Origin of the sequence: Methylosinus sporium, from assembly GCF_003113265.1 — a bacterium.
GTDB classification, from domain to species: domain Bacteria; phylum Pseudomonadota; class Alphaproteobacteria; order Rhizobiales; family Beijerinckiaceae; genus Methylosinus; species Methylosinus sporium.
This window is the reverse complement of sequence record NZ_PUIV01000034.1, coordinates 22,688-40,307: the sequence shown is the minus strand read 5'-3', so window position 1 is coordinate 40,307 and position 17,620 is coordinate 22,688. Positions and strand designations below refer to the sequence as shown.

15 protein-coding genes and 1 pseudogene are annotated in these 17,620 nt (G+C 65.8%); 2 read left to right on the top strand and 14 right to left on the bottom strand.

What is annotated here, in order from left to right; genetic code table 11:
• From C5689_RS16120 to C5689_RS16100, 5 genes are all read right to left on the bottom strand, one after another.
• A partial coding sequence (locus C5689_RS16120) for an ATP-dependent metallopeptidase FtsH/Yme1/Tma family protein (protein ID WP_193487727.1) occupies positions 1–552 on the bottom strand: 552 nt, incomplete at its 3' end.
• 219 nt (positions 553–771) lie between these two features.
• Complete coding sequence (locus C5689_RS16115; RefSeq protein ID WP_108918273.1) at positions 772–1,062, bottom strand: hypothetical protein; 291 nt, start codon at positions 1,060–1,062, stop codon at positions 772–774.
• Positions 1,059–1,550 (bottom strand): glutathione peroxidase, encoded by a 492-nt coding sequence (locus C5689_RS16110; protein ID WP_108918272.1) that lies wholly within the window; start codon positions 1,548–1,550, stop codon positions 1,059–1,061. Before C5689_RS16110 ends, C5689_RS16115 begins: the two co-directional genes overlap by 4 nt.
• A gap of 179 nt (positions 1,551–1,729) precedes the next feature.
• On the bottom strand, positions 1,730–2,212 hold the full coding sequence (locus C5689_RS16105) for a glutathione peroxidase (protein WP_108918271.1): 483 nt from the start codon (positions 2,210–2,212) through the stop codon (positions 1,730–1,732).
• A gap of 126 nt (positions 2,213–2,338) precedes the next feature.
• Positions 2,339–3,823 (bottom strand): sigma-54-dependent transcriptional regulator, encoded by a 1,485-nt coding sequence (locus C5689_RS16100; RefSeq protein WP_108918270.1) that lies wholly within the window; start codon positions 3,821–3,823, stop codon positions 2,339–2,341.
• A gap of 285 nt (positions 3,824–4,108) precedes the next feature.
• On the opposite strand from C5689_RS16100, the pseudogene C5689_RS16095 reads away from it, so the two are divergent.
• Positions 4,109–5,953: pseudogene (locus C5689_RS16095) on the top strand (M3 family oligoendopeptidase); the annotation flags it as partial.
• A 235-nt stretch (positions 5,954–6,188) separates the two neighbouring features.
• Here the strand turns inward: C5689_RS16095 and C5689_RS18275 are convergent.
• The 9 genes from C5689_RS18275 to C5689_RS16055 form a co-directional block, all read right to left on the bottom strand.
• The gene (locus C5689_RS18275) at positions 6,189–6,605 is read right to left on the bottom strand and encodes a hypothetical protein (RefSeq protein ID WP_146188403.1); all 417 of its coding nucleotides are present in this window, start codon (positions 6,603–6,605) and stop codon (positions 6,189–6,191) included.
• Positions 6,606–6,695: 90 nt separating this feature from the next.
• A complete protein-coding gene (locus C5689_RS16090) occupies positions 6,696–7,667 on the bottom strand; it encodes an ROK family protein (protein ID WP_108918268.1) in 972 nt (323 codons plus the stop codon).
• An 86-nt stretch (positions 7,668–7,753) separates the two neighbouring features.
• Positions 7,754–8,539, bottom strand: coding sequence for a pentapeptide repeat-containing protein (locus tag C5689_RS16085; protein ID WP_108918267.1), 786 nt, complete (start codon positions 8,537–8,539; stop codon positions 7,754–7,756).
• Positions 8,536–9,306: a hypothetical protein gene (locus C5689_RS16080; protein WP_108918266.1), complete on the bottom strand. Its 771-nt coding sequence runs from the start codon at positions 9,304–9,306 to the stop codon at positions 8,536–8,538. The genes C5689_RS16085 and C5689_RS16080 overlap by 4 nt, the downstream gene beginning before the upstream one ends.
• A gap of 27 nt (positions 9,307–9,333) precedes the next feature.
• Entirely contained in the window at positions 9,334–11,028 is a 1,695-nt protein-coding gene (locus tag C5689_RS16075) for a BON domain-containing protein (protein WP_108918265.1), read from the bottom strand.
• 113 nt (positions 11,029–11,141) lie between these two features.
• Complete coding sequence (locus C5689_RS16070) at positions 11,142–11,516, bottom strand: hypothetical protein (RefSeq protein ID WP_108918264.1); 375 nt, start codon at positions 11,514–11,516, stop codon at positions 11,142–11,144.
• A gap of 76 nt (positions 11,517–11,592) precedes the next feature.
• Entirely contained in the window at positions 11,593–12,264 is a 672-nt protein-coding gene (locus C5689_RS16065; protein ID WP_244594751.1) for a hypothetical protein, read from the bottom strand.
• 105 nt (positions 12,265–12,369) lie between these two features.
• A complete protein-coding gene (locus tag C5689_RS16060) occupies positions 12,370–13,110 on the bottom strand; it encodes a sulfite exporter TauE/SafE family protein (protein ID WP_108918277.1) in 741 nt (246 codons plus the stop codon).
• Between the two features lie 85 nt (positions 13,111–13,195).
• Complete coding sequence (locus C5689_RS16055; RefSeq protein WP_108918263.1) at positions 13,196–13,849, bottom strand: TetR/AcrR family transcriptional regulator; 654 nt, start codon at positions 13,847–13,849, stop codon at positions 13,196–13,198.
• A gap of 296 nt (positions 13,850–14,145) precedes the next feature.
• Here C5689_RS16055 and C5689_RS16050 point away from each other — a divergent pair, with 296 nt between their 5' ends.
• Complete coding sequence (locus C5689_RS16050) at positions 14,146–17,610, top strand: acyl-[ACP]--phospholipid O-acyltransferase (protein WP_108918262.1); 3,465 nt, start codon at positions 14,146–14,148, stop codon at positions 17,608–17,610.
• The last annotated feature ends 10 nt before the right edge of the window (positions 17,611–17,620 follow it).

Here is a 17,620-nt window from a genome sequence, read left to right as displayed (position 1 = left end):
ACGCTGGAACTTCTGCGGATCACGCAGGAATTCGACGATCTCCTGGAGGTCTTCCTTGGCCTCGTCGACGCCGGCGACATCCTCGAAAGTGACGCGGCCTTGCGTTTCCGTCAGCAGCTTGGCCTTGGACTTGCCGAAGCCGAGCGCGCGGCCGCCGGCGCCGCCCTGCATCTGGCGGGCGAGGAATATCCACACGCCGAGGAAGGCGATGAGGGGCAACGCATTCAGGAACAGCGTCATCCACCAGCCGCCGCCCTCGCTCGAGGGACGCGCGCTGATGGCCACATTTTTGGCGGTCAGGCGCTGCACCAGCGTCGGATCATTGGGCGCATAGGTGGTGAAGGAGCGGTTATCGGCGAAATGCCCACTGATCTCATTGCCGGCGATGGTCACGTCATGGACGCGGCCGAGCTCGATTTGCGCCAGCAATTCGCTGAAGTTGATGTCGCGTCCGGCCGAGCGCTGGTTGCGCTGATCAAACAGCATGGCCAGAGCGACGGCGAGCAGCGCGACGATCGCGAATATCATGAAGGGCTTGTAATTCAGTTTCATCGACGACCTCCGACGGACCGTCAGCCGCCGCGGGACGTCTTGCCCGCGTCGACGGCGCGTGTCGCTTTTATGACCTTACGCCAGCATCCGCCGGTCGCCAAATTAAATGCAGTCATGAGCCATGCGCCGCGCTCATGCGCAAAGACCATGAGCCCGGCCGTGCGGCCGCGCGGCGAGAGAGCCCGCGGCCTCGCCCGAGACAAAAAGTCGCAAGCCCGCTCACCCCAGATATTTCGGCAATTCACGCTCGAATTCTGGAAAATAGAGCGAAATTACGCTCACGTCGAATTGCGGAAGGATCTGCTCCTTCGGCTCGCGGTCGAGCAGGAAGCGAAAGGCGGCGGTGAGACATTGCTCGGCGGTGGAAACGCCGCCGCCCAAGCGCTCGGCCAGCTCGCGCGACATGGTCACGCGATGGCGCGATTTGCTGCGCGCATCGCGCAGCACGACGTCGAAGGAGAGGAATTTGGGCGCGCCGTCGCGGCGCGCAATGTCGATCGCGATTGTCACGGAGCCTCCGCAAGATGTTTTTCTATATCCGCCGCGATCGCCTGCGGCTCGACGGTCGGCGCATAGCGCTTCACGACGCGGCCCTGTCGATCGACGAGAAATTTGGTGAAATTCCATTTGATCGCCTGCGTGCCCAAAAGGCCCGGCGCCTGCGATTTCAGAAAACGATAGAGCGGATGGGCGTTCCCGCCATTCACCTCGATCTTGGCGAAGAGCGGAAAGGTGACGTCATAGCGCATCGAGCAGAAGGCCCCGATGGCGGCTTCGTCGCCGGGCTCCTGATGGCCGAATTGATCGCAGGGAAAGCCGAGCACAGCGAAGCCGCGGTCGCGATAGGTCCGCCACAGCGCCTCGAGACCCTCATATTGCGGGGTGAAGCCGCATTTGCTGGCCACATTGACGATGAGCAGAACCTTCCCCGCCCAATCGGAAAGGCTCGCCTTCTCGCCATCGAGGCGGCGCGCTTCGAATTCATAGACGCGATTCATGGTCGAGGCGACCTCTCGACGATGTCGCCTCGATCGGGGCGCGCGAGCTTCTCCGCGATCCGGCCGCCTCGGCGGCGGATCGGCGGAGCTGCTCGACCAATATGGCGCAGAGTCGCGATTTCGTCACGGCGCCCGCCGGCTTTGCCCACTACCGGGGGGCTAGGACGGACGCTTTTTCCTCACGCCTCGGCGAGCAGGGCCTGAATGTCGGGCTCCATCTGGCGCGGCGTGTTGGTCGCCTGGAAGCGCTTCACCACATTGCCCTTCCGGTCGATGAGGAATTTGGTGAAGTTCCACTTCACGTCTTCCGCCGGACCCGGGTCCTTCTCCTTCAGCAGCTTGTAGAGCGGATGCTGATTGTCGCCATTCACCTCGATCTTGCTGAACAGCGGGAAGGTCACGATGAAGCGGGTGGAGCAGAAGGTCTTGATCTCCTCGTCGGTTCCCGGCTCCTGATTGCTGAACTGATTGCAGGGGAAGCCGAGAATGACGAAACCCTTGTCGCGGTTCTCGTTCCAGATCGCCTCGAGGCCGTTGTATTGCAGCGTGAAGCCGCATCTGCTCGCCACATTGACGATCAGGATCACCTTGCCGGCGTAGTCGCCGATCTTGACGGTTTCGCCGTCGATCGTGCGCGCTTCGATATCATAGAGCTCGGACATGACTGAGAAGGTCTCCGTTCCTCGCGCGGCGCCCGAGAGCGCCGGCGCGTTCTGGCCCGCAGAATGGCCGCGCGCGCTTTTTTGGGCAAGCCGGCGAACGCCTAAATTGGCGGCGCCTTCGCCTCTTCAGGCGGCGTCGACATTCTCGTCCATCTCCTCGCCGAGCCCGTACTCCTTCATTTTGCGGTAGAGCGTCGAGCGACCTATGCCCAGACGACGCGCAATCTCCGACATTTGCCCGCGATAATGGACGAGGGCGAATTTGATGACCTCGGCCTCGAGCTCCTCTAGACGGCGCATGTCGCCATGCGGTCCGAGCAGCGCCATCACATTGGGATCGCGAATCTCGACGCGCACGATCTCCCGCTCCGGCGCGGCTCCGGGCGCTGCCGGCGCCGGAACCGGCGGCACACGGGCGGAGAAACCCTCCACATGGGCGGCGATCTGCGGGAACTCATTGACCGTCAGCTCGTCGCCATCGGCCAGCACCACGGCGCGGAAGACCGCGTTCTCGAGCTGTCGGACATTGCCCGGCCAATCATAGCTCGCCAGCAGCGTCGTCGCCTCATGCGATATGCCGCGCAGGCGCTTGTTCTCCTCCGCAGCGAAGCGGATGGCGAAGCGGCGCGCCAGATCGCCGATATCGTCGCGGCGCGCGCGCAGCGGCGGAATGGTGATGGGGAAGACGTTGAGGCGGTAGAACAGATCCTCGCGGAACTGGCCGCGCTTCACCTGCTCGATCAGATTTTGATTCGTCGCCGAAATGAGGCGAATGTCGACGCGCACCGGGCGCTTGGCGCCGACGGGGGCGATTTCCCCCTCCTGCAAGGCGCGCAGCAGCTTCACCTGCGTCTCGAGCGGCAATTCGCCGATCTCGTCCAGGAAGAGCGTGCCGCCATTGGCCTCGAGGAATTTGCCCGAATGCTTCTCGGTCGCGCCGGTGAAAGCGCCCTTCTCATGGCCGAAGAGGATGGATTCGACGAGATTGGCCGGCAGCGCCCCGCAATTGACGGTGACGAAGGGCTTGCCGCGGCGATCCGAGCCGCCCTGAATGGCGCGCGCGACGATCTCCTTGCCGACGCCCGACTCGCCCTCGATCAGCACCGGGATATTGGAATGGGCGGCGCGCTCGCCGAGGCGAATGACGCGCGCCATCTCCTCGCTGCGCGAGACCAGATCGCGGAAAGTCAGCGCGCCGTCCCTGCGGCGATTGACGCGGCGCAGCTCCCCGGCGAGGGCGTCTGCCGACAGCGCATTTTTGATGGAGACCTGCAAGCGCTCGGCGCCGACCGGCTTCACGACGAAATCATGCGCGCCGGCGCGCATCGCCGAGATCACCGTCTCTATGGAGCCATTGGCGGTCTGCACGATGACGGGCACGTCGATCTTGAGGTCGCGCAGGCGCGTCAGCACGCCCATGCCGTCGAGATCGGGCATGACGAGATCGAGAATCAGCAGATCGACCGGCGTCGCGCCATTCTGCGTCAGCCGCGCCAGCGCCTGCTCGCCGCCCTCGACAGTCTCCACCTCATAACCGAAGCGCCGCGCCGAAGCCTCGAGCAAGCGGCGCTGAACCGGATCGTCGTCGGCGATCAGAATCGTAGAAGTCATTGATCCTCTTGAAATTTCTTAGGCCTGCGCGGCGTGGGCTCGGGCGGATCGCGACGATCCGCGGCGTGCAATAGAGGACGTGGACGACGCCACCTTCCGGCCATGCTCGGAGATCAGGGTAAAGGCGCCGTTAACGTGAGCCTCGCCGTCGGGACGAATCCGATGGCCGGGGACGAGAAAAACTCCTGTGCGGCCAGCGTCTCGGCGGCCTGCGACTTGCATTTTTTCTGTCCCGTGCCCGATATTCGGCGAAGCGCCCTTCATCCTCAACTCCCGGTTCGAACCATGCCGCATCTTCACGCCCGCGTCCAAGCCCCTCTTCGCGACGCCGTCTCCGAGGCTCAGGCCGGCGGCCCCGGCCCCGCGCTCCCCGAATGGAATCTCGCCGATCTCTACGCCGCGCCGGATTCGCCGGCGCTGGCCGTCGACATTGCGACGGCGGAGAAGGAGGCCTTAGCCTTCGCGGCCGAGCTTCGCGGCCGCCTGAGCGAGATGGCGAGCGGCGCGGCGGCGAGCGAGACGCTCGGCGAAGCCGTGCGGCGCTATGAGGCGCTACAGGACCTGTTGGGCCGAATCATGTCCTATGCGGGTCTCGTCTACGCCGGCGACACCACCGACCCCGCGCGCGCCAAATTCTATGGCGACATTCAAGACAAGATTACTGAAATCTCCACGCAGCTGCTGTTCTTCCAGCTCGAGCTCAATCGCATCGACGACGCAATTCTCGACGCCGCCGCGGCGACGGCGCCGCTCGCGCATTGGAAGCCCTGGCTCGAAGATATTCGCATGGAGAAGCCCTATGAGCTCTCCGACGAGCTGGAGCGTCTCTTCCACGAGAAATCCGCCACCGGCCGCGCCGCCTGGAACCGCCTCTTCGACGAGACCATCGCCTCGCTGCGCTTTTCGATCGGCGGCAAGGAGCTGACGATCGAGCCTGCGCTCAATCTCATGCAGGATTCGCGCGAGGAGGTGCGACGCGAGGCGGCGCTCGCGATCGGCGCGACGCTGAAAGCCAATCTGCGCACCTTCGCGCTCGTCGCCAACACGCTCGCCAAGGACAAGGAGATCGGCGATCGTTGGCGCGGATTCAAAGATGTCGCCGACTCGCGCCATCTCTCCAACCGCGTCGAGCCCGAAGTCGTCGAGGCGCTGGTGGAAAGCGTGACGAAAGCGCACCCCAAGCTGTCGCATCGCTACTACAAGCTCAAGGCCAAATGGTTCGGCAAGGAGGCGCTGGACTATTGGGACCGCAACGCCCCGCTGCCCTCCGTGCCTTCGCATAATTACAGCTGGGACGAGGCGCGCGACATCGTTCTCATCGCCTATTCGGGCTTCGCGCCGCAAATGGCCGAGATCGCCTCGCGCTTCTTCGACAAGAGCTGGATCGACGCGCCGGTGCGGCCGGGCAAGGCGCCGGGCGCCTTCGCCCATCCGACCGTACCCTCCGTGCATCCTTATGTTCTGGTCAATTTCCAGGGCAAGACGCGCGATGTAATGACGCTCGCCCATGAGCTCGGCCATGGCGTGCATCAAGTGCTGGCGTCACGCCAAGGCGCGCTGATGGCGCCGACGCCGCTGACGCTCGCCGAGACCGCTTCCGTCTTCGGCGAGATGCTGACCTTCCGCTCGCTATTGGCGCAGACGACCGAGACCGACAAGAAGCGCGCGCTGCTCGCCGCCAAAGTGGAGGACATGCTCAACACTGTCGTGCGGCAGATCGCCTTCTATTCCTTCGAGCGCAAGGTCCACACAGAGCGCAAGAATGGCGAGCTCACCGCCGACAAGCTCTGCGAGCTGTGGATGAGCGTGCAGAGCGACAGTCTCGGCCCGGCCATTCGGCTCGGCGAAGGCTATGAATCCTTCTGGGCCTATATTCCGCATTTCGTGCATTCGCCCTTCTATGTCTACGCCTACGCCTTCGGCGATTGTCTCGTGAACTCGCTCTATGGCGTCTATCAAAAGGCGGAGACGGGTTTCGCCGAGCGCTATTTCGGCCTGCTCGAGGCGGGCGGCGCCAAGCCCTATAATGAGCTGCTCGCGCCCTTCGGCCTCGATGCGCGCGATCCCGCCTTTTGGGGAATCGGCCTCGAGATGATCGAGGGGCTCATCGCGGAGCTGGAGGCGATGGAGGGGCAGCACGCCTGCGGGCGCGGCTTTATGAAGAACTCTTTTGGGGTTTATCGAGGAAACAAACAGTGAAAATTTTCAGCAGACATCAATCTTCTGTTTGTCGCATTCTCGTTACATCGCTCAGTCACGCGATCACCGGCACACCCACGATGTATGGGGCCATTCCCCGCGGATAATATTGCATCAAGCGCCCTGCATTCGCGGCGACCGTTTGGTCGCCCTTGTGGGCTTCATACTATGCGTAGGCGGCATCGCACATGTTCCGACAGAACTCTACAGCGCCATAAAGGTACGCGTCGTTCGCTTGACAGTTGGTGAACGATGGTCCACCAGGTAAGGTGAAAATCACCCGAACAACATTATGCTTTAGATCGCCGAATCGACCATTGTGGAGAACGCCGCATCGCATTGACCAGAGATCATCTCCGGTCACAAAGCTGAACTTACCGTTCTTTAAATTGTCGCTGCACCACTGCTTGTATTTCTCGCCATTTGAGCGCCCGTCGGGACTGGCAAGTGAAACACATATGTCTGGAAGGGCAACTGCCATGCTGACCGCCAACAAGTGCAGCTTGCTTTCGGCAGCGACGTTAATTTGGTTTAGGAGCTCGTAAAGTGGCGAAGAATGCTGCTGCGGAGCAAAAGAGTTCATTATCCAATCCCAGGGCTCGCCAAGAGGTTAAACACACCAACTTCCGTGCAATTACACCCATACTCATTTATTGCCTATAGCACGAGACAGCTAATCTGATCCACATATTCGCGGCGAGCGCGGGTCAATGGGAACGGCACCCTCGCGATCCGGTCCGCCCCACAGCCAAGCCGCGCCGCGCACGCCGCCCGAGTCGCCATGCACATTGCGCAATATGCGCGTGTCTATGGCGTCCGAGAACGCCTGCTTCTCGACCAGATCGCGCAGGCCCTCGTAGATGAAATCAATATTGGACACGCCGCCGCCGAGCACGATGACATCCGGATCGAGCAGATTGACGATGCCCGCAAGCGCGCGCGACAGGCGGTCGCGATAGATTTCCAGCGCATGACGCGCCGCCGCCTCGCCCGCCGCGGCGCGGGCGGCGATCTCCTCGCCGCTCGCCTCGGCGCCGCTGCGCTGGCCGTAGTCGAAGGCGAGCGCCGGGCCGGCGAGAAAAGTCTCCACACAGCCATGATGGCCGCAATAGCAGAGGCGTCCGGGAAATTCACCCGGCGTCATCCAGGGCAGAGGCGTATGGCCCCATTCGCCCGCCACTTTGTTGACGCCCTGCAGAACCTTGCCGTCCACGACGATGCCGCCGCCGACGCCCGTTCCCAATATCACGCCGAAAACGCTGCGCGCGCCCGCCCCGGCGCCGTCCACCGCCTCAGACAGGGCGAAGCAATTGGCGTCGTTCTCGAGCCGCACGGGACGCCCCAGCAGAGCCTCGAGATCCTTGTCCAGCGGCTTGCCGTTGAGCCCTGTGGTGTTGGAGTTCTTCACGAGGCCGGTGCGCGGCGAGATCACGCCCGGCGTGCCGACGCCGACGCTGCCGCGCCCGCCGATCTCGCGTTCGAGCTCGAGCACGAGGCCGCCGATGGTCGCCAGAACGGCGGCGTAATCATGGGCGGGCGTCGGCGCGCGCCGACGCGCCAGCGTCTCGCCCATGGGACCCATGGCGATCGCCTCTGTCTTGGTGCCGCCGAGATCGACGCCGATGCGGAAGGGTTCTCTCATCATCGCCCTTCGTTTATCTATGGCGGCGGCGCGATCGGGCAGCCCCTGCCCCTAGAGGTTTCGACGCGTTTCCCAACGCCGAAAATGCCCTATTGCAGATAGGCGCGATCCAAATCCACCGCGCCTTTCAGCGTCGCGGCCACGCCTCTGTCGATCCGCGCGGAATCGAGCGACAGGCCCTCGGCCGAGGCTCCCTCGAAGCGCGCGCCGGTGAAATCCGCGCCGGCGGCGTCGACATCCTTCAGCGAGGCCTTGTCGAAGATCGCGCCCGGCGCCCGCGCATAGCGCATGTCGGCGCGCGAGAGATCGGCGCCGTCGAAATGCGCGCCGTCGAGCTTGGCGGAGCGCAGAACGGCGCGCATCAGCCCCATGGACTGGTTTTTCATATCCGCCGACATATCCGCGCCGCGGAACAAGGCGCCGCGCAGATCGGCGCCCGTGAGATCGGCGGCGAGGCGGCTCTTGGAGAAATCCGCGCCCTCGGCGCGGGCGCGCTGCAGCTGCGTCGCGAAGACATGCGCGCCGCGCAGGCTGGCGCCGGAGAGATCGGCCTCGAGGAGCCAGGCCTGATCGAGAATGGCGCCGTCGAGCTTGGCCCCGGCCAGCCGCGCCTTGACGAGCCGCGCCGCGCGCAGATTGACGCCGGAGAGATCGAGGCCGGAGAGGTCGAGCCCATTGAGGCTGCGCATGGAGAGATCGAGCGTCTCGCCCGGCTTCGTCACCGCGAGGCGCGCCTCTATGTCGGCGCGCGTGAATTCGGACTGCGAATAAGCGGGCTGGGCGAGATCGACATTGCGCAGCATGTCCTGCGCCGGCGCCTCCGCCGAAACGACGCAGAGCAGGAGCGAGGCTCCGAGAAGATGCGCGAGTCTCATTCGGCCTGCGCCCGTTCCGTCGCGGCGGCGAGTTCCTTGGCCTGCGCCACCCAGCGGCCGCGTTCGGGACGGCCGGGAACCGCCAGCGTCGCGCCGATCCAGGCGACATTCTCGGAGGACCAGCCAGCGATCTGATCGAAATGATAGACGCCGAGCCCATGCAGCTTCTCGACGCTCTTGGGCCCGAGCCCCTTGATCTTGGTGAGATCGTCGGCGCGGCCGCCGCGCGGCTCGGAGAGACCTTCGGGCCGCTGGCCGGGCGCTTTTTTTTCGCTCTCCGCCGGGCGCGCGGCCACGCGCCGACGCGGCTCGGCGGCGGCAGGCGCGGCCGGCTTTTCCGCGACGATGGGCGCGGCGGCGAGCGGAGCGGCGACGGGAGCGGGAGAAGGAGCAAGAGAAGGAGAGGTCTTGTCCTCGACCAGCTCGGCGGCTCCGCGAAGCACGACCTGAGGCGCTGTCTTTTTGGCGCCCGCCTCGGGCGCGGCGGTCCCGAACAACAGCCTCACGCCGCCGCCGAAAGGCAGGCCGATCAGATAGGCCGTCGCGAGCAGCAGGCCCAATTCCAAGAGCAGGCCGTTGCGGCCCGGAATGGTCTGTAGATTGGCGACGAAAAAACCGGCGGCCAGAACAAAGGCCGAAGCGATGACGACGCCATGGCCGTCGAATGTCGCGCCTTTCACCTTCGTCGTGGTGAGGAAGCCGACGACGAGCCCCAGAGCGAGCGCGGCGGCGAGCCACTCGGTGGAGACGGCGAGCAGATAGAGCATGGGCGTTCTCCCCTCGAAAGCCCCGGATCACCGGATCGAGAATTCGATGCGACGGCCGTTCCCATCGGCCGCGGCGGCGCCGGAGGCGGAGAGTCGCGCCGCTTCGACGCCCGCCTCGATCAGATAGTTGCGCACGGCCTCGGCGCGACGCAGGCCGATGGCCTCGTCTTCCGCCTGCGAGCCCGCGCCTGCGAAACGCCCAGCGATATCGACCGCCGCGCCCGGGCTGCGCAGCAGCACGAAGGCGAGCGCGTCGACGACCGGCAGGGACGCCTCCGCGATTCGATTGTCCGCGCCGAAGGTCAGACCCTTGGCGGCTTTCTCCGCCAAAGCGGCGTAGAGCCGCGTCGGCGGGATTTCATCTGTCGTCGTCGCGAGGCCGAGCCGCGCGGCGTTCTCATAGCCTTCCGGCAACTCGCGGGAGAGCCGGGCGCGAATGTCGAATTGCGCCTTGGCGTTATAGGCCGCGCCCTCGAACGCCAGACTGCGGTCGGAGAGCGCCGCGACGCCGACGTCGAGCCGCGACAATGCGCGCAGAGCGGCGCTCGCCGCCTCGGCGAATCCCTTCGGCGCGCCGTCGGCTATGGCGAGTCCGTCGTCCACCGCGCCGAAATCGCGCTCGGCCTGCTGGACGATCCGGGCGCGGGCGGCGGCGTCCGGCGCATAGCCGGCGAGCGAGAGCTTGTCCTCCTGCTTGCGCGCGGTGAAGACGAAAGGCGAGATCGCCCCCGCGGCCACCGACACTTCGCCGAGGCGAAAGCTCTTGGGCAAAGCGGAGCGCAGGCTCGCCTCCACGGCCGGAGCGGCGATATTGGTCTTGCCGGCGCCTTCGATGGAGACGACGCCATCGCTTATCGAAGCCTTGCCGCTCGCGAGCTGGTCGAGCGCGCGCAGCGCGGCGCTCGCCGCCACGGCGAAATCGCCGGGGGCGCCGCCGGCGACGCGCGTCTGATCGCTCGCCGCGCCGAGCCCGGCGGCCTCGGCGACGAGAGTCTCGCGCGTCTTTTCGCTCGGCGCATAGCCGAAGAGCGAAACCGCCTCTCCCGATTTGGCGGCGCTCCAGACGAAGGGGGAGACGCGCGGCGGCGCGATCTCCGCCGCCTTCACCGAAACGCCTTCCGGCGGCTCTCTCAGCGCGGCCGCGGCGCGGTCATAGCCGTCGAAGCTGGCGGCCGAACCGGTCACCGTGAGGGCGGCGTCGCTGACCGACACTCTGCCGTCGCCGATCGCATCGAGCAGCGCGACGCAATAGGAGGCGAGGGCGGCGTAATTTTTCGGCGCGCCCAGCGCCGAGACCGAGGAATCGGAAAGCTCGAGCCCCTTGCCGGCGGCGGCGGCGCGAACCGGCGCGCGCTCGCCCGGAACCGGCGCATTGCCGGAGAGCGCGAGCGTCTTGCCCTTGCGCTCGAGCGAGAAGGCGAAAGGCTGCGCCGAAGGCGGCGGCGTCGTGGCGTCGGAGACCGCGCGCACGCCCTCCTGCAATTCGACGGTTCGGACGGCCTGCGCGACGGCGGCGGGCGAGAGGACGACGCCCGACAGCCTCACGTCGCGTCCGTCCACGGCGACGCTCGCGCCTTCGATCGCGCCGGGGGATTTGTCGAGCGCCGCGCGGACGCGATCACCCAGATCCTTTTCGATCTTCTCGACGTCGGACGTCGCGACGATCGTGAACAAAATGGCCAGCACGGGCAGGCCGACCCACCATTTCCTCGGCTGGATCATGGCTTCCGTCGCTCCCTGGGGCGAGAATCATTACGTAACGGGCACAGTTCTACCAGTCGAGCGGCCGCAGACCAACTCGAGGGAAGCGCGTTGCCGCGCCGCAGGAGGCCGATTCAGCCTTTTTTTCTGGGTGGCTGCTCGCCCGGCCGAGGAGGCGGCGCGGGGTAGAGATCGATCGCCCGATCGAGCGTCCAGAAGCAATCCAGCGCGCCGGAGGGACGCACGCACCAGAGCGACCCGTCGCGCTGATCGACGTCAACCTTTTGATCGCGCATCAGCTGAACGCAGTGGCCGGACTGCAGCCTGCCGCGGAAAAAGGCAGGGTCGTCCTTGGCCGCCTTGTCCGAGGCCGGACGAAAGGCGCGCTTGATGTCGGCTTGATCGCGACAGGCGAGCACGGAGCCGCGCGCGGCGGCCGCCTGCGCCTCGGACGCGGGTCCGAAGACGGCGAGGAAGAGGGACGCGATGAGCGCGCAGCGAGCGTACATGCCGCGAATCTAACGCATTGGCTCGGGCATTTCCAGCCGCGTTCGCGCTTCGCGAGCGCCCATCGGCCGCGGATTTTTACGATTTGGCCGGGCCCATTCGCCGCTCGATCTCGGTTTTCAGCCTTTTCCACAGATCGATCGCGCGCGGCTTGCCCCATGCGTAGAATTCGAGCGCGCGCGGACGCGCCCAATCATAGAGCGCGAGGCTCCATTCGCGCAGCAGTCGGCCGGTCGCCACAATGAAATCGACGCCCTTGTCGAACCACGGCAGGAATTGGCTGTCCGCCGGAATCTTGGCCCGCGCCCAGGCGACGGCGTCTCGCGCGATCTGCGAGATCGCGCGCCAGAGCTGGCTCCAGGGCTCGTCCACCGGCGTGCTCGTCACCTTGTCGCGATAGCGCGCGAAGTCTCCGGCGAGCGTCGCCTTGGCGCGGCGCTCGTCATCGAGAAGGCGCTGCAGATCGGCGGCGCGTTTTTCGGCCTCCTGCGCCTTGCGCGCGTCGCCCTCGGCCTTTTGCGCATTGCGCTTCGCCTCGAGCTGGGCGTCGTCGATCTCATGCGTCGACTCGTCGACCTGGAACGCCATCGCCTCATATTTGGAGAGCACGTCGTCGCGCTGCTCGATGACGCTGCGCAAAAGCGAGACGAGCGCATCGCGCCCGAGCTTGTCGTAATCCTCGCCGGCGGATGGGGTCGCGGCCGCCACGGCGGCGCTTCGATTGCGATTGTCGGACAGTTCGGCCTCCATCGACTTTCCGCGCCGCGGCCTATGCGCGGCGCTTCGCCGATGCGGTTACATAAGGAGGCACCGCCCGCCGTCCACCCGCGCCGACAAAAGGCCTCGACAATCGCCTTATGGCGCGCGCAGGAACAGGCCCAGGGTCAAGAGCGCGCCGATGATGATCACGACGATGCGCAGCCATTTGTCGGGAATGTGATGCAGCAGGCGCGCGCCAACGACGCCGCCGATCGTCGCGCCGAGCGAGGTGACGAGCGCCTGGGCGAGATGCAGATCCGGCGAGAACAGGAAAATGGCTACGGCGGAGGCGTTCATCACTGCGGCGAGCACATTTTTCGTCGCCGCGGCGATGCGCACATTCTGCCCGGCCATGGTCAGCGCCGCCACCATCAGAAAGCCGATGCCGCCGCCGAAATAGCCGCCATAGACCGAGATGAGAAATTGCGACGCCATGGCGCCCCTCGGCGAAAGATGCGCATTCGCCTCGCCGGGTTTGCGCAGAAAGCTGCCATAGGCGAACACCGCGGTCGCGAACAGCACCAGCCAGGGCACCAGCCTGGCGAAGAAGGCGGGCGGCGTCAGCAGCAATATGACCGCGCCCACCGCCCCGCCGACGATGCTGATGATGAACAGCGTGCGCAGAGACAGGCCCGCGGCGCCGCGCGACAGATCGCGCCCCGTCCAGCCGGTGGCGATCTGCGCGGGAAACAGAGCGACGCAGGATGTGACATTGGCGGCGCGCGCGTCCATGCCGGTGAGCATGAGCGTCGGCAGAGTGAGAAAGGAGCCGCCGCCGGCCAGCGCATTTTGCGCGCCCGCCCACATTGCGACGAAAAAGAGCAGAATCAGCAGCATGGCCGGCGGCGCCTCTCGAGCTTCCCAAATCCGATATTTCAGCTCGGGCTCTGGAAGGCAAGCCATAGCTCGCTCTACCCGCGCCTCACCCCGGCGGCAACAAGGTCAGTCCAGCCGCAAAAGCGCGCACCAGCCGCTCGAGTTCGGCCTCCAATATCGCCTCCGGCATAGGCGCGAGCTTCTCCTCTAGGCCGAGCGAGACGACCCCATGCACGGCGGAAAATAAAGTGCGGGCGAGCAGAGCGCGCGAGGACGCCGGCTCGTCCGGCAGCAGACGCGCCAGCGGCGCCTCGACCAGGGCGAAGAGCCGGCTCTGATCCTCGAGATACCAGGCCGGCGCGGGGCGGCCGCCGGCGAGCCGGTGCTCGAACAACGCCCGCCACAGCGCCTTATCGGCGCGGGCGAAGGAGAAATAGCCGCACGCAAGGCGCAGCAGCTCTTCCGCCGGCTCGGGCGCCGGGCCGGGCGGCGCGGCGAGGCCTTGCTCCAGACGCGCGAGCGTATCCGCGCCGATGCGCAGGATCAGATCGTCGAGATCGTCGAACACATTGTAGATCGCGCCCACTGCGCAGCCCGCGGCGGCGGCGAGATCGCGCGCCTTCAAATTCTGCAAGCCGCCCTCGGCGACGGCCGCGCGGCCGGCGGCGACGAGCCGCGCGCGCAGATCGGCGCGGCGCGCGGAGGTCTTGGCGCCGGGGCGCTCCGCAGAGTCGGATCCGGTTTTTTGAACGTCGTTCATTTTTCTCTTGAGCGCTGTTCAGATCGTGCTATGGTCACGCCTGAACGATGTTCATAACAGGAGGCCGCGAATGTTCAAGCCGCCTTTTCGATGACAGCGAGCGCGCTCGCGCCCCGCCCCCGACCCCGCTCTGCGGGAGAGGGGGCGGGAGGGGCCGTCCGAGCCCCAGAATCTCATCGCCGCGGGCCGCGCCCGCAGCGTAGTATGTGCGGGCGCGCAACGCCTGCCGACCAACCCATCCTTAAACAGAATCGGCGAAACAGAGCGTTCTCGCCGCGCGCCGACGGAATTTGCCCATGTCCGATCATCTGCTCCTCACCAAACGTTTCGCGCCTTTGTTCTGGTGCCAGTTCTTCGCCGCCTTCAACGACAACTTCCTCAAGAATGCGCTCGTTCTGCTCATTCTGTTCAAAATCGGCGGACATGAGGGCGAATCGCTCGTCACGCTGGCCGGCGCCATTTTCATCGCGCCCTATTTCGTTCTCTCCGCGCTCGGCGGACAGATCGCCGACAAATACGACAAGGCGCTGGTCGCGCGGCGCCTCAAATTCGTGGAGATGGGCGCGGCGCTGATCGCCGTCGCCGGCTTCGCGCTCTCTTCCGTTCCCGTGCTCTTCGCCGCGCTGTTTTCCTTCGGCGTGCTCGGCGCGCTGTTCGGCCCGGTGAAATACGGCATTCTTCCCGATCATCTGCGCCAGGAGGAACTGCCGGCCGGCAATGCTCTGGTGGAAGGCGCGACCTTCCTCGCCATTCTCACCGGCACCATCGCCGGCGGCCTCGCCATGCATGGCGGCGGCGAGCCGCTCATCACCACCATCGGCGTGATGGCCGCAGCCGCCGCGGCCTGGGGCGCCGCGCGGCTCATTCCCTCGACTGAGCGCGCCGCGCCCGATCTTCGCATCGACCCCAATATTCTGCGCTCCACCGCCGTGCTGCTGCGTGAATTGTGGAAGGACACGCGGCTGTGGCGCGTCGGCGCGGTGACGAGCCTGTTCTGGCTCGTCGGCGTCATCGCAATGTCGCTGCTGGCGCCGCTGGTGACGCATGTGATGCATGGCTCGGAGCTGGTCGTCACTCTGTTCCTCGCCGTCTTCGCCATCGCCATTGCGGTGGGCTCCGGCCTCGCCTCCTTCCTGCTGGCGGGACGCATCGTGCTGCTGCCGGCGGCGATCGGCGCGGCGATCATCGCCGGCGCTTCGCTCGATCTCGGCTGGACTCTCGCGACGCTCGCGCCGCGGGAGGCGACGACGCCGCTCGAGATCGCCGAATTCTTCGAGCTCTCCGGCGCCTGGCGCGTGACCATCGATCTCGCTTGTCTCGCCATCGCCGGCGGGCTGATGATCGTGCCGAGCTTCGCCGCGCTACAGGCCTATGCGCCGCCTCACGAGCGCTCGCGCATCATCGCCGCGGTGAATGTGCTCAACGCCGCCTTCATGGCCGGCGGCGCTTTCGCCGTCGCGCTGCTGCAGAGCAAGGGCGTCTCCGTGCCGGATCTCTTCCTCGGCATAGGCGTCCTCATGGCGCTGGCCGCGATATGGATCTACAAAGCGGTCGTCGTCTCCCCTTTTCGTGACGCCCTGTCGATCATCTTCCGCGCCTTCTATCGGCTCGAGGTGAAAGGCTTCGGCAATTTCGCCAGGGCGGGCAAGAATCCGATCATCGCGCTCAATCATGTGAGCTTCCTCGACGCCGCGGCGATCCTCTGCGTGCTGCCGGTCGACCCCGTCTTCGCCATCGACTCGACGATCGCGACGAAATGGTGGGTGCGGCCCTTCCTGCGCTATGTGCGCGCCATTCCGCTCGATCCGACGCGCCCGCTCGGCACGCGCACTCTGGTCAATGCGGTTCGCAACGGCGATCCTCTTGTCATCTTCCCGGAGGGACGCCTCACCGTCACCGGCAGCCTGATGAAGGTCTATGATGGCGCCGGACTCATCGCGGAAAAATCGGGCGCCTGGGTCGTGCCGGTGCGCATCGAGGGACCGGAAGCGACGATGTTCTCGCGTTTGACCCGCGAGCAGGCGCGCCGCCGCTTCTTTCCCAAATTCACGCTCACCGTGCTGGAGCCGACGCGGCTCGAGGTCGATCCCGCATTGCGCGGCAAGGCGCGGCGCATCGCCTCCGGCGCGGCGCTCTATGAGATCATGTCCGATCTCGTCTTCCGCACCAGCCCCATCGATCGCACGCTGCATCAAGCGCTCGTCGACGCGGCGCGCGAGCATGGCGCCGGCCGCGTCGCGATAGAGGACCCGATCGCCGGCGCGCTCACCTATAAGCGCATCATGATCGGCGCCCATGTGCTGGGCCGCAAGCTGCAACGCATCTCGCAGACGGGCGAGGCGCTCGGCGTCATGTTGCCCAATTCCAACGCCGCCGGCGTGACGATCTTCGCCGTCGTCGGCGCCGGACGCGTCGCGGCCATGGTGAATTTCACCGCCGGCGCGGCGAACATCGCATCTAGCCTCAAATCCGCGCAGGCGACGACGCTGCTGACCTCGCGCGCCTTTGTGGAGAAGGGCAAGCTCGACGCGCTCGTCGCCGCGCTCGATAAGGAGTTCCGCATCGTCTATCTCGAGGATGTGCGCGGCGAGATCACGCGCGCCGACAAGCTCTCCGCTTTGCTGCGCCACAAGCGCCCGCTGGAGAAGCGGAGCCCCGACGATCCGGCGGCCATTCTCTTCACGTCAGGCTCGGAAGGCGCGCCAAAAGGCGTCGTGCTCTCGCACAAAAACCTGCTCGCCAACGCCGCCCAGGCGGCGGCGCGCATAGACTTCGGCCGCACCGACAAATTGTTCAGCGTGCTGCCGGTGTTCCATTGCTTCGGCCTCAATGTCGGCTTCATCCTGCCGATCGTCTCCGGCGTGCCGGTCTATTTCTACCCCTCGCCGCTGCACTATAAAATCGTGCCGGAGCTGGTCTACAACGCCAACGCCACAGTGCTGCTCGGCACCGACACATTCCTCAACGGCTATGCGCGCGTCGCGCATTCTTACGACTTCCGCTCGTTGCGCTATGTCATCGCCGGCGCCGAGCCGGTGAAGCAGGGAACGCGCGACGTCTATCTCGAGAAATTCGGCATTCGCATTCTCGAGGGCTATGGCGTCACCGAGACGGCGCCGGCGCTGGCGCTCAACACGCCCATGTTCAACCGCTTCGGCAGCGTCGGCCGTCTGCTTCCGGGCATGGAGCTGCGCCTCGAGACTGTTCCCGGCGTCGCCGAGGGCGGCCGTCTCTTCGTGCGCGGCCCCAATGTGATGCTCGGCTATCTTTTGGCGGACAATCCCGGCGTGCTCGCGCCGCCGGCGCAAGGCTGGCACGACACGGGCGACATCGTCACCGTCGATGCGCAGGGCTATATAAAAATTCAGGGCCGCGCCAAGCGCTTCGCCAAGATCGGCGGCGAGATGATCTCGCTCGCCGCTGTGGAGACGCTCGCCGCGGAGCTGTGGCCCAATTCGCTGTCGGCGGCGGCGCGCGAGCTCGATCCGCGCAAGGGCGAGCGCATCGTGCTGGTGACGCAGCAGAAGGACGCCACACGTCCCGAATTCCTCGCCTTCGCCAAATCGAAAGGCGCGTCGGAGCTGATGGTTCCGGCGGAATTCATGATCGTCGACAAATTGCCGCTGCTCGGCTCCGGCAAGCTCGATTTCGCAGGCGTCGCCACAATGGTGCGCGACCGCAACCGCTATGTTCTGCCCAGCCCACGCATTCCGAACGGCCTCGGCCGCATCGTCGGCGATGCGCCGGCGCAGAACGCCTGAGACGAGAGGT